The 12,556-nt window shown below is 74.5% G+C and carries 7 protein-coding genes; all 7 read left to right on the forward strand.

What is annotated here, in order from left to right; genetic code table 11:
• The first annotated feature begins 124 nt into the window (after window positions 1–124).
• The 7 genes from IF67_RS0103045 (at window position 125) to fxsT (ending at window position 12,534) form a co-directional block, all read left to right on the forward strand.
• Window positions 125–553: a CU044_2847 family protein gene (locus IF67_RS0103045; RefSeq protein WP_030981801.1), complete on the forward strand. Its 429-nt coding sequence runs from the start codon at window positions 125–127 to the stop codon at window positions 551–553.
• Complete coding sequence (locus tag IF67_RS0103050; protein WP_030981802.1) at window positions 553–2,973, forward strand: trypsin-like peptidase domain-containing protein; 2,421 nt, start codon at window positions 553–555, stop codon at window positions 2,971–2,973. The genes IF67_RS0103045 and IF67_RS0103050 overlap by 1 nt, the downstream gene beginning before the upstream one ends.
• 352 nt (window positions 2,974–3,325) lie before the next feature.
• Window positions 3,326–4,381, forward strand: a complete 1,056-nt coding sequence (locus IF67_RS0103055) for an AAA family ATPase (RefSeq protein ID WP_030981803.1) — start codon at window positions 3,326–3,328, stop codon at window positions 4,379–4,381.
• A gap of 5 nt (window positions 4,382–4,386) precedes the next feature.
• On the forward strand, window positions 4,387–7,752 hold the full coding sequence (locus IF67_RS0103060; RefSeq protein WP_063754290.1) for an SAV_2336 N-terminal domain-related protein: 3,366 nt from the start codon (window positions 4,387–4,389) through the stop codon (window positions 7,750–7,752).
• Between the two features lie 104 nt (window positions 7,753–7,856).
• Window positions 7,857–8,087, forward strand: coding sequence for a YxD-tail cyclophane-containing RiPP peptide (locus IF67_RS0103065; RefSeq protein WP_030981805.1), 231 nt, complete (start codon window positions 7,857–7,859; stop codon window positions 8,085–8,087).
• 140 nt (window positions 8,088–8,227) lie between these two features.
• The gene (locus IF67_RS0103070; RefSeq protein ID WP_030981806.1) at window positions 8,228–9,397 is read left to right on the forward strand and encodes an FxsB family cyclophane-forming radical SAM/SPASM peptide maturase; all 1,170 of its coding nucleotides are present in this window, start codon (window positions 8,228–8,230) and stop codon (window positions 9,395–9,397) included.
• A gap of 101 nt (window positions 9,398–9,498) precedes the next feature.
• Window positions 9,499–12,534, forward strand: a complete 3,036-nt coding sequence (fxsT, locus tag IF67_RS0103075) for an FxSxx-COOH system tetratricopeptide repeat protein (protein ID WP_030981807.1) — start codon at window positions 9,499–9,501, stop codon at window positions 12,532–12,534.
• Window positions 12,535–12,556 lie beyond the last annotated feature (22 nt).

Raw genomic sequence — 12,556 nt, forward strand, 5'->3', positions numbered from 1 at the left:
CCCGGCCAGGATAGGCAGGCTCACGGACCTCTCGCGCCACAGGCGCCCGAAGGCTAGCCTGATCACCTGTCAACGGTCCTGCGGCAATGGGGGAATTGCCGCCCACGGGGAGCAGGAGGCCGTGATGCAAGATCGCGCGCAGCGGATCGAGCTGCCCGACGGTACGGAAGTCTGGGCCCGGGTCTCCCGGCTCGACGCCCCGGGGCTCGACGGCCCGGACGACATGGACGGGACCGACGGCGAATTCGAGGACGTCGGCGCCTGGGACGCGCTCGGCGCCCGGGTCGAGGGGCTCCGCGAGGTGATCGGCGGGGTCGCCGCCAGCGTCCGCCGGGCGACCGAGCGGGTCGCCCCGCACGAGACGAGCGTGACCTTCGGCGTGGAGTTCTCGGCCAAGCCGGGCAAGGCCGTCGCCCTGCTCGCGGACGGCGAGGCCAAGGCCAACCTCTCCGTCACGCTCACCTGGCGGCGCGGGGACGGGACGTCGTTACCGGAGGAGGCGCACGGGGGATCCGCGGCCGTCCGCCCGGAGCCGGATGATGCGAGCCGCTGATGACGACATCCGAGGGCCGGTCCGCCGTCCGCGGTGACCGCGCCCACTACGCACAGCTCCTCGACCACGCCGGACGCACCACCGTCGGACTGCGCGCCGCACCGGGCGCGACCGCCACCCGGTCATGGGGCAGCGGGGTGCTGATCGCTCCGGGATGGGTGCTGACCTGCGCCCATGTGCTGGCGGCGAGCGATGGGCGACGCCGTGACACGGGCCCGGACGGTGTCTTCGGGGTCGTGTTCGGCGGCCGGGTGGTGCCCGCGCGGCTGGCATACGACCTGAGCCGCCCCGCCCCGGAAGCCGGCCCCGCCGCCGCCCGCGCGGACCTCGCACTGGTCCGGTTGCTCGACCCGGAGACCGACCACCCCTGCGCCTGGCTCAGCGATCAGCCGGCGACGCTCCTGGAGGACGCGTACATCTTCCGCGGGCACGATCAGGCGGGCGGGGGCGGGGGCGGGGGCGGGGAAGGACGCGAGGATGCGGACGCCGCCGGGCGGGGCGGCGGGAGCGGTGGTGGGGACGGGGGCGCGGACGCGGGCCGGTCCCGGGAACGCGTCATACGTGACGCAGGCGACACAGGCGACACAGGCGACACGGGTGACACGGGTGGCGCAGGAAAGCCACGCGACGGACGCCGCGGCCACGGGGCGGGCGAGGGCCGCGGTGTCCCTGAGGCGGACGGCGGGCCCGGCCGGAGCGGCTCGGACGGCGGGCACGGCCTGCACGGGCCCGACGGAGGCCGTGGTGTGCGCGGGCCGGGCGACGGGCACGGCACGCTCGCCGCCCCGCGCGCTCCCGTCACCCCCGTCGACACCTTCATCGCGGTCCGCTTCGGGGCCCGCGACGCCCGGGGACTTCAGTTCGGCAGCGATGTCCGGGTCATGCCCGGCGCCTCGGGCGGGCCGCTGATCGACTGTGACCGCGGCGAGGTGGTCGGCATCGTCAAGGGCCGCCACCAACAGGACCACGTCGGGCTCGCGGTGCCGGTCACCGCGCTGCGCGGGCTGGGCCCTGAACACCTGGTCCCGGGCGCCGAGGGCCTCGGCCCCGACCCGTATCACGCGCTGATGAGCCTGCACGACCGCTGGCACTGGGCCGGTCAGGACCTCGGCCGTGCCGTCGGGCCCACCTGGTTCGATGCCCAGCACGCGATCATGGCGGGCCGTGGCCGCCTGTGGGGCGTACAGGAGCGGCTACAGGCGCTGGACCTGCTCGCCCACCTGCCCGCACCGCGCGATCCGCTGGTCGTGGAGGCCGCGGTCGGCGAGGTGCTGGACCGTGGGGACCGGCCCGGGGCCTGGTCGCTGCGCACCTGGCGGGACGGCCATGGCGCGCTCTACCAGGGCAGCGACCCGTACACGGAGCTGCGCGCCTTTGTGCACTACCTGCGGATCGTGGCGCAGCTGACCGCCGACGAGGTGCGCGACGTACCGGGCGAACAGGCCGCTGCGGTACGCGAGCAGGCCACCCGCCTCGCGGAGTTCGTGCAGGCCAAGGCGGTGGTGCTGCTGCCGCAGGACCGCCGCAGGATAGGTCCGGTACGGCGCCGCCCGCGCTCCGTGCTCGTCGAGTTCGAGCCGCTGTTCTACGACGAGGGCGGACAGGAGCTGTTCAACTGGTCGGTCAGCGAGGGCTACGGCCAAGGGCAGTGGCTGCGGGTGGACGTCCAGGAGTCGGCCGGCGGGGTGCCCTTCGAGCAGGCGCGGGAGCAGGTGCTGCGACGGCTCGGCGGGCGGCTGCTGCGGGCCGACAGCGACGCCGGGCCGGGCGCCCGGGTACGGCTGGAGGTCGCCGTCCCCGAAGGCCACTGGCACACCGCCGCCGGCCAGTGGGAGGTCGCGGCCTCGACCCGGCGCACCGCCAGGCTGCGGCCGGTGGGCCCCGGGCGCGCCGTGATCCTGCGCGACCAGGGACGGCGCGAGCAGGTCGACCCGGCGTGGCTGCGCCGTTGGCAGGGCCTGGCCGCGGCCCGGGAACTCCGTGCGCTGCGCCTCGCGCCGCGCACGGGCGACGGCGCACGGCCCGGCTCCGTGGAGGCGATCTGGCGGCTGCTGGAGACGGCCGGCGAGGGCGTGCTGCCCGCGCTGTGCCATGCGGTCGCCGACGGGTTCGGCCGGGACGCGGTCGGCGTCGCCCTGGACACCGGCTTCCCGGCCGGTCTGTGGCCGGCTGCCGGCCACGGCGAGGAGCGGGACTGCGATGCCGGCTGCGAGGAGTTCCACCGCGGGGTGCGGGAGCTGCTCCAGGGTTCGGGCGGGGTGGCCCGGCTCCCCGAGCTGGTCCGGCAGCTGCGGGCCAAGGCCGCCGAGGCCGCGGAGGAGGGCGCGCACTGGGCCCGCGATCTGGTGCTTCTCTACGACGACCCGGAGGACCCGATTCCGCCCCTCTTCACGGACCGCCCGCAGCTCTCTCCGCGATGAGCGGACCGGGGAGCCGCCCCCGGAGCGGTCCGGGCGCCGCGCACGCCCCCTACACCTCGCACGCGCCCGGTGCCCGCCCCGGCCGTTTCCGCCCCTCGTGCGGCAAGTCGCGCCCCGGACAGGGCACTTGGCCGCCTGTGATGCCCTCAGGGGAGACCGGAAACCGCCCCGTGCGCTTCCGTCCGGCTGGGTACTGTCATAGCGTCGTGGAAGACGAGTTCGTGATTGCGCACGTGCGTGATCGTGGGTGGCGGACGTGGGGGAGGCCGGGGTGGACGATGCCGACGTCTCCGGCGATCCGCCATGACCATCGCTCCTGACCGAGGCCTGGCCGGCGACGAGGAGTTCCGACGTGAGCGACTGGCTCATCTACCGTGGCGCGGGGGCACCGCACGACGGAATTGAGCACCTTCCGCCGCCACCACCATGGCGTGATTTCGACGGCGGCCCCCTCGTGGCGCCGCCGGCCGCCCTCGACCCCTCCTCCGAGCGCAGGCTCGGTGTGCAGCACCGGGAAGCCAGCCACCACCGCCCCGGCGAGACCGAGCGCGAGCTGGTCAATGCCGCCCTCTATCTGCGCCGGCCGCTGCTGGTGACCGGCGCTCCGGGCAGCGGCAAGAGCACCCTGGCGCATTCGGTCGCCTATGAACTCGGCCTCGGCCGGGTGCTCGGCTGGCCGGTCGTCAGCCGCAGCACGCTCCGCGACGGCCTGTACGACTACGACGCCATCGGCCGCCTCCAGGACCTCCAGATCGCCCGCGCCGACCCGGCCGCCGGGGACGGCGCGACGGTGGCGGACGCGGATCCCACCGACGAACCCGGCGGCGGCATCGGCCGCTATATCCGCCTCGGCCCGCTCGGTACGGCCCTGCTGCCCGCCGCCCGGCCCCGCGTGCTGCTCGTCGACGAGCTCGACAAGAGCGATATCGATCTGCCCAACGACCTCCTGAACGTGCTGGAGGAAGGGGAGTTCCGGATTCCGGAGCTGGAGCGGCTGGCCGGATCCGCCCCCGAGGTGGAGGTGCTCAGCGACGACGGCGCGCGGGTGACGGTGCGCGACGGCCGGGTGCGCTGCCATGCCTTCCCCTTCATCGTGCTCACCAGCAACGGCGAGCGCGACTTCCCGGCACCCCTGTTGCGCCGCTGTATCCACCTGCACATCCCGGCTCCCGACAAGGAGCGGCTCGCGGCCATGGTGCGGGCCCACTTCGGTGAGGGGGCCGCCGAGCGCTACGAAGCGGTGATCGACCGCTTCCTGGACCGCGAGCCCGGCGATGTGCGCGCCGTCGACCAGCTGTTCAACGCCATCCACCTCACACAGAAGGCGGGCTGGACGGACGAGGACGAGGAGGAGACCCGACGTCGTCTGACGGCGGAGCTGATGCGGCCTCTTGATCGGACGAGGTGAGTGCGGTGCCCCTCGGGGAGCCCGGCCCAGGCCCCCTCGACGAACTCGTCGCCCGGCTGACGGCGGCGGGGCTGCCGGCCGATGCCCGCGGGATGGCCGATGCCCTCTGGCTCGCCCAGTGGATCACCCCGGGCGGGTCACGGGCGGAGGGCCCCGCGGACGCCGGGCCCCTCCGTGCGAAGGGCCACGACAGTACAGATCCGGCCACTTTCCGGGTGGGTTCGGCCGTATCCGTGGCTCCCGGTGGTGCACTGCCGGCGGGCAGCGGCGCCGGTCCCTCCGATGCCGACCCGTCCTCGTCCGCCCTCCGGGACAGCGCCCGGCGCCGCGTCGCGGAGCTGCTGCCCACCCGGGACGAGCGGCTCCCCGACCCGGACCGGCAGCGCCTGGGCGAGGTCGCCGTCCCGATCGCCTCCGCGTTCCCCGGGCTGCTGCCGCTCCAGCGCGCGCTGCGGCCCATCCAGCGCTACCGTCCCCCGGTCGCCCCGGTCCGGCGCACACTCGACGAGCCCGCCACCGCCGAGCTCTCCGCCCACGCCGAAATGATCATCCCGGTGCTGCGCGGGGTGCACCGCCGGGCGGCCGGGCTGCGGCTGCTGATGGACGGCTCGTCCTCGATGGCCGTCTGGGAGCAGATGCTGCACGACCTGCGCCAGGTCTGTGAACGGGTCGGCGCCTTCCGCGATGTGACGGTGCATTACCTCCACCCGCACGGCGCGGACATCGGCGTCGCGGCGGCCCCCGGCCCCGGCCGCCCGCTGCGCCCCGCCGACCAGCTGCACGACCCGACGGGCCACCACCTCACCCTCGTCGTCAGCGACTGCGCAGGCCCCCTGTGGCGGGACGGGCGGATGCAGCGGCTGCTCTACCGCTGGGCGGCCGACGCCCCGCTCGCCGTGGTCCAGCCGCTGCCGCAGCGGATGTGGGCGCGCACCCTGCTGCCCGCCGCCGCCGGCACCCTCGTCCGCCGCCAGGGCCCCTACCAGGCCCTCGACTTCCGGCCGGCCCGCCGGCGCCGGCGTCCCGCAGGGGCACCGGGCGCCCCGTCCGAAACGCCCCGCGAACGCGCCATTCCGGTCCTCTCCGCCACCCCCTCCGCCCTCGGCTCCTGGGCCCGGCTGGCCGCCGCCGACGCCGGTCTCTCGCTGCGCGGCGCGGCCTCCGTCGTCCGGGCCGACCACGGCGAAGGGCATCCGGCCGGACCGCCGCCGGTGCCCGGGCCCGCCGCACCGGCCCGTATGGTCCGCGAGTTCGACCAGCAGGCCTCCCCCGCCGCCCGGCTGCTCGCCGTCCACCTCTCGGCCGTCCCGCTCGCCCTCCCCGTCATCCAGCTCGTCCAGCGCGCGATGCTGCCGCAGACCGGCCCGGCCGAGCTGGCCGAGGTGCTGCTCAGCGGCCTGGTCGCCCAACTCCCCGTGGACGAACGGCCGTCGGGCGAGCAGGCCGGGGTGAGCGGCCCCTGGTACGACTTCGTGCCCGGCGTGCGCGACGAACTCCTCGGCCGGCTCAGTGCGGGCGAGGCCGCCCTGGTCCTCAAGCACTGCTCGCTCTACGTCGAGCGCACCTTCGGCCGCAGCGCCCGCAACTTCCCGGCCGTCGCGGTCGCCATGCTCTCCGGCAGCGGCCGTGAGCCGGAGACCGGCCAGCGCGCCGTCCCCGAACCCTTCGCCCGGGTCTCGGAACGTGTGCTGCGCCGCTTCGAACCGGCCCTGCGCCCGCCCGCCCGGCAGCCGTATGTGTCCGACGGCCCCGCCGCGGAGGGCGCGGCCCTCCTGGAGCGCTACGAACAGGACCGCGCCGTCCGGGACCTGATCGAGGCCGTCCGGCTGCTGCGCGCCGCCACCGAACGGCTGCCCGTGGCCGGTACGGACCTCGCCCGCGCCCTGCTGCACGCCTGGGCGAAGTGGCGCCAGCCGGACGCCCTGGAGGAGGCGGAGCGCGCGGGACGCGCCGCGGAACGGGCCACGGCCCAGGGCGCCGCCGACGACCAGGAGGCCGCCACCGGCCGGGAGGCCGAGCGCACCCGGGCGCTGATCGTGCTCGGCCGGGTCGGCCACGCCCGCGCCCAGGAACGCCGCAGCGCCGGCGCGCCCGCCGAGGAGCGCACCGCGCTCGCCGACGCCGCCCGCCATCTGCACGCCGCCTGCGGGCTGATGAGCCTGCTCGACCCCCGCGTCCTGGAGAGCATCGTGCTCCGCACCGAGGTCCTGCGCCGACTGGCCGCCCTGCCCGCCGCCGCCCCTCCGCAGGACGGCGACATGGCGGCCGACGACCCCCTGGACGAGGCGGAGCGCTCCCTCACCACGCTCCTCGACCAATGGCCCAGCGGCGAGCAGGTGCCCGGCGAGGTCTATGCGGCCCGGGGCGGCGTCCTGCTCGACCAGGCCCGCCGGGCCGCCAGTGGCCAGGGGGAAGGGCCGCGCCCCGTCGAGGCGCTCGCCGTCCGCGCCGCCGACGACCTCGACACCGCCACCGTCCTGCTGCGCCGCCGCGGCAGCACCGCCGACCGGCTGGTCTGCGAGACGCTGCTCGACCTCGCGGCGGCCCGCCAGCTGAACGGCGGCGCGGGACTGCCGTCCGTGCTGCCCACCCTCGAACGCGCCCGTGCGATGGCCCGTGAACTCGACGACCGGGCGCTGGAAGCGGCCGGTCTGCGCCGTACGGCCGCCGTGCAGCGCGCCGTGCACACCCGCACCGGTTCGCTGACCGCCCTGGACGCCGCCATTGCCGCGCTGGCCGCCGCGCTGCGTCTGACCACCCCCGATTCGCCCGAGCACAGCTCGCTGCTCGCCGAACGCGGCGCGGCGCTGCTGCTGCGTGCCCGGCTGGAACCGGCCGACGGACCGGGCAAACGGCTGGCCAACGAGGCGGTGCACGTCCTGCGCGAGGCACTGGGCCGGGTCGGGCCGCAGGACCCCGACCTCGGCAACCACCGCCTGCTGTTCGGCCGCGCCCTGCGGCTGCGCTACGAACGCCAGCCCTCGCTCGCCGATCTGCACGAGGCCGACTGGATCCTGGAGCTGGCCGCCCGCGGTGTGGACGTACCGGACGCGGTCTCGGCCGAGGCCTGGCTCGAAGTGGGCGATGTCCAGCTGCTGTTGGACCGCCGCTTCGACTCCCGTGAGCGCCACGACCGGGCCGCCGCCTGCTTCCGCCGCGCCGCCGCGGCCGCCCGGCGGGCCGACAGTCCGCTGCTGGCCGCCCGTGCCCACCATCGCCGCGGCGAGGTCCTGGAGGTCACCGCAGGCCCCCGTTCCGCGCTGCACGCCTACCGCGAGAGCTGGGAACAGTGGCAGCGCGCCGCCGAGGACACCGGCGACGAGGCCCAGCGCACCCGCGCCCGCATGCGCGCCCTCGAAACCACCACCTGACCGCCCCGCGCCCCCGTCCGGCTGCCTGGCAGTCCACACCGGAACGTGTTTCTGTGGACGGGAGTTCGGGAACACACACGTCCAGCCGGCCAGAGGAGAGCAGCGTGGCGACTACCCCCCGCACCGAACCGGTGGTCGCCGACCCGCCGGTGCCGTCGGCCGAGCGGCTGCCGGTCTTCGACGGGGTCGATGTGGCTGCGCTGGCCGAGAGGACGGGGCATCCGATGCTCCGGGAGGTGGCGGCGCTGCTGGTGCGCAATTGGGTGCCGGCGGGCGAAGCGGTGGCCTACTACGACGACGGACCGGGCATGTGGGTTTCCGCCGACCCGTCCTGAACGACTGAATTTGGGCAATAGGTTAATGAATTCGGCCAGCTGTCGACCGACTTCGGTTGCCTTGTCGAGGGGCGAGCCATGTATGGAGCAGCGGGCGTCGACCGGGTGTCCGGACGTCGACGGAGGCGGGGGGCGGCGTCGTGGTGTGCGAGACCGACCGGGCCACCGCGGTCCCCTTCCGGCAGTTCGTCCTGAAGCTGCACAGCCGCTGCAACCTCGCCTGCACCTACTGCTACATCTACACCAGCCCGGACCGCAGTTGGCGCCACCGCCCGCGGGCCGCCCCGCCGGGCACCGTACGCCAGACCGCCCTGCGCATCGCCGAACACGTCAGCGCCCACCGGCTCCATGAGATCCGCATCGACCTGCATGGCGGAGAGCCCCTGCTCACCGGGCCCGGCCCGCTTCTCGACCAGGCGCAGGCCATCCGGGCGGCGGTCCCCGCGCAGTGCGCGGTGCACTTCGGGGTGCAGACCAACGGCACCCTCCTCACCGCCGCGTCGCTCGGGGCGCTGGCCGACGCGGGGTTCCGGATCGGGCTGAGCCTGGACGGCGGCACCGCCGGGCTCAACCGCCGCCGGACCGATCACGCGGGCCGGTCCTCCTGGCCCGCGGCCTCCCGCGCCGCACGGCTGCTGGCCGGGCACCCCGGAACGTTCGCGGGCATCCTGTGCACCATCGATCTCACCGCCGATCCGGCACAGGTCTACCGGAGCCTGCGGGCGATGGGCCCTCCCATGCTCGACTTCCTCCTCCCGCACGCCAACTGGTCCAGCCCGCCCCCGGCCCTCGCCGGTGCGGCGAGCCCCGCCCCGTACGGAGACTGGCTGTGCACCGCGTTCGACCTCTGGTGGGACGGTCCGGGACAGGGGCTGCGGGTCCGGCTGTTCACCGAGATCATCGGCCTGCTCCTGGGGCGGCCCAGTTCCACGGAAGCGGTCGGGCTCTCACCCGTCGTCGCCCTGGTGGTGGACACCGACGGCGCCATCGAGCAGGTGGACTCGCTCAAGTCCGCCTACGACGGAGCGGCCGCAACCGGCCTGGACGTCTTCCGGCACAGCTTCGACGAAGCCCTCGCGCACCCGGGCATGGCCGCGCGCAGACAGGGCAGGGACGGGCTCGGCGACCGGTGCCGCGCCTGTGCGCTGGTGGAGGTCTGCGGCGGCGGGAACTACGCCCACCGCTACCGCGACGCCGGCAGCGGTTTCCGTAACCCGTCCGTGTACTGCGGGGATCTGGAGAGACTGATCCGGCACATCGCACGACGCCTGAAGGCGTCCCTGGGCCCAACCGGACGGCTCCCGAGATGACCTGACGCACTGTCGTCATATCGGGGCACACTTGGGTTATCGTGCCAGCCAGCCAGGCAGCTGAGCACGCTTGACCCACCGCATCGCAGGGAGACGGTCGCATGGCCGATCAGTCCAGTTCCGCCGGCGCCGCCGACCACATCACGATCAGCTATGCGGGCTTCGCCAGGCCGTGGGCGGCCTGGCTCTCCCATCAGCTGGAGCAGCTGGGGCACCACACGACGATGCTCCGCTGGGATCCGCAGGCGGACACCGCCCTGGCCGAGGAGCTGTCGGGACTCCTCACCGCCGAGGGCCGGCTGCTGATGGTGCTGGACGACTGGTATTTCCGGCTGGGCCCCAAGACGCAGGAGGAGTGGACGGCCGCACTGCGCGAGGTGGTCTCCCCGCACGCCGACCGGTTCGCGGCGGTGAGCGTGGCCACCCAGAGCCTGCCCGCCACGGCCTCCCTGCTGCGCCCCGCCGACCTGCGCGACCTGGACGCGACCGAAGCCAACCGCCGGGTGCTGAACCGGCTGGGCATCCCGGTGACCGGCCCGGCCGGGAACGAGGACGCGCCCGGCGCACCGCGCTTCCCCAACGATCCCCCCGAGATCTGGAACATCCCCCGCCGCAACAACCGCTTCACCGGCCGCGACGACGCACTGGAAGAGCTGTACGGCAATCTGGCGGGCTCCGGGGGGAACTCCGGTCCGCCCCTGGAGACCCGTCTGGCGCTGTACGGCATCTCCGGTGTCGGCAAGAGCCAGATCGCCGCCGAGTACGCCCACCGTTTCGGCAACGACTACGACGTGGTGTGGTGGATCAGTGCCACGAACCGCGGTGCGGCGCGCGAGCAGCTGGCGGAGCTGGCCTCCCGGCTCGGCCTGCCCGTGGGGCAGGAGATCGGCGACCGGATCCGGGCGGTGCACGAGGCGCTGCGTACCGGCCGCCCCTACCGCCGCTGGCTGCTGATCTTCGACAGCGCCGACGACATGGAGCAGATCGAGGACCTGGTCCCCGACGGCCGCGGCCATGTCCTCATCACCACCCTCACCCGCGACTGGTCGGGCTCCGGCAGCGCCCAGGAGATCGAGGTCCTCCCCTTCACCCGCATCGAGAGCGTCGCCTACGCGCGGCGGCGGGCCCCGCGGCTGACGTCGAGGGACGCGGACGACCTCTCCGACGCCGTGCAGGACCTGCCGCTGCTGCTGGCCCAGACCGCGGCCTGGCTGGACGCCAACCCGATGCCGCCGCGGGAGTACATCGAGTTGATCCGCCGGGGCGAGCCCAGCCTCGTCGGGATCCGCATCTCCACCGACTACCCGATGGCCTTCCAGACCAGTTGGGCCATAACCCTCAACACCCTGCGCGAGCGCAGCCCCGCCGCCGTCGAACTGCTCAAGCTGTTCGCCTTCTTCGCCCCCGACGCGATCCCCGTTCCCAAGCTGGCCAAAGCCCGCCGCGGTGACCTGCCCGAGCACCTCGCCGATCTCGCGGCCGAGCCGATCAGCTGGAATACGGCCCTGCGGCGGCTGACCGAATCCACCGCGGTACGCCTGGACTACCAGGTCTCCTCGGGACAGGACCCGGCCGTCGAAACCGCCCAGATGCACCGGCTCTACCACCGCTTCCTGCGCAGCGACATGACCGAGGAGGAGCGGGACGCGCTGTCCGCGGCGGCCTGCCGGGTGCTGGTCTCCGCCGATCCGCAGAACCCCTTCGACACCCGGGAGTGGGACCGCTACGCCGAGCTCATCCCGCATCTGGAGCCGGCCGGTGCGCTGGACAGCGCGGACCCGTCGGTGCAGGGGCTGGTCGTCAACTGCGTCGAGTACCTCCGGGTGCGCGGCGAGTACCGCATGGGGCTGCGGCTGTGCGAACAGTTCATGTTCCGGTGGAAGACCAGGCTGGCACCGACACAGCGCACGATGCTGGTGCTGACCCACCAGCACGCCAACATGCTGCGGCGGCTGGGCCGTTACCGCGAGGCGGAGGCGGTCGGCAGCGCCATCGTGGACGAGCTGGAGTCCGAGCGCGCCGAGCGCGCGGGGGACGGCGAGACGGGACGCGTCGAGGCCGACGCGGATCTGCTGCGGGCCAAGGACGGACTGGCCGGGACCCTGATGACGCTGGGGGCCTACCAACGGGCGTGTGACCTGTTCGAAGAGGTCGCCGCGCACTACACCGAACTGCTCGGCCCGGAAGCCCCGCGCACCGTGGCGTCACGCAACAACCTTGCCATCGCGCTGGGGCTGCTCGGACGGTACCCGCAAGCGCTGGCCCTGCTGCGCGAGGTGGTCACGATCCGGGAGCGGGAGCTGCGCGCCCGCCACCACCTGACTCTCGGCACCGGCACGGGCTACGCCCGGATGCTGCGGCTGACCGGCGAGTACCGCGACGCCCTCTCGCGCCAGGAGCTGAACGCGCGGCTGCACCGCCAGGTGATGGGCCTGCACACCCCGCAGACCCTGCGCGCCGAGCACAATCTCGCGCTGTGCATGCGCCGCATGGGCGACACCGCACAGGCGGGCGCGCTGATGGCGGATGTCGTCGAGCGCAGCAAGCGGGTGCTGGGGGTGCGGCACCCGGACACCTTCATGATGCAGGCCGACCACGCCACGTTCCTGCGCGAACACGGCGACCTCGGCCGCGCCCGCGAACTCGCCGAAGAGGTCGCCGAGCGCTACCGCACGCTGGTCGGGGAGAAGCATCCGTACGCCCTGGGGACGCTCGCCAACGCGGGCCTGGTGCGCTCGGAATTCGGCGAGCACGCACAGGCGCTGGCCCTGGCGACGCAGGCGCTCGAAGGGATGACCACGGCCGTGGGCGCCGGTCACCCCTGGACACTGGGCTGTGCGCTGAACGCCGCCGCGGCCCGCAACCGCGCCGACGACGAGGAAGGCGCCGTCGAACTGGGCCGGGAGACCATGCAGCGCGCCGCCGAGGTGCTGGGCGGCACGCATCCGCTGACCCTGTCGGCGAAGACCGCGCTCGCCGACGACCTGCGGGCGCTGCGCCGGGCCAGGGACGCCTCGAAGCTGGAGCAGGAGGCCGTACAGCAGCTCACCGACACCCTCGGAGCCGAGCATCCGCATACGGTCTCGGCCCGCCGCCGACGCCGCCCCTACTGGGACTTCGAGCCGCAACCCGTGTGAGCTGCCACCGGCACGGTGAAGG

The organism is Streptomyces sp. NRRL S-1813 (assembly GCF_000719605.1).
Taxonomy (GTDB): Bacteria; Actinomycetota; Actinomycetes; order Streptomycetales; family Streptomycetaceae; genus Streptomyces; species Streptomyces decoyicus.

What these genes read in the sequence shown, in the direction of transcription:
- fxsT (WP_030981807.1), top strand. Translation starts at nt 9,499, where the DNA reads ATGGCCGATCAGTCCAGTTCCGCCGGCGCCGCCGACCACATCACGATC.
- IF67_RS0103045 (WP_030981801.1), top strand. Translation starts at nt 125, where the DNA reads ATGCAAGATCGCGCGCAGCGGATCGAGCTGCCCGACGGTACGGAAGTC.
- IF67_RS0103050 (WP_030981802.1), top strand. Translation starts at nt 553, where the DNA reads ATGACGACATCCGAGGGCCGGTCCGCCGTCCGCGGTGACCGCGCCCAC.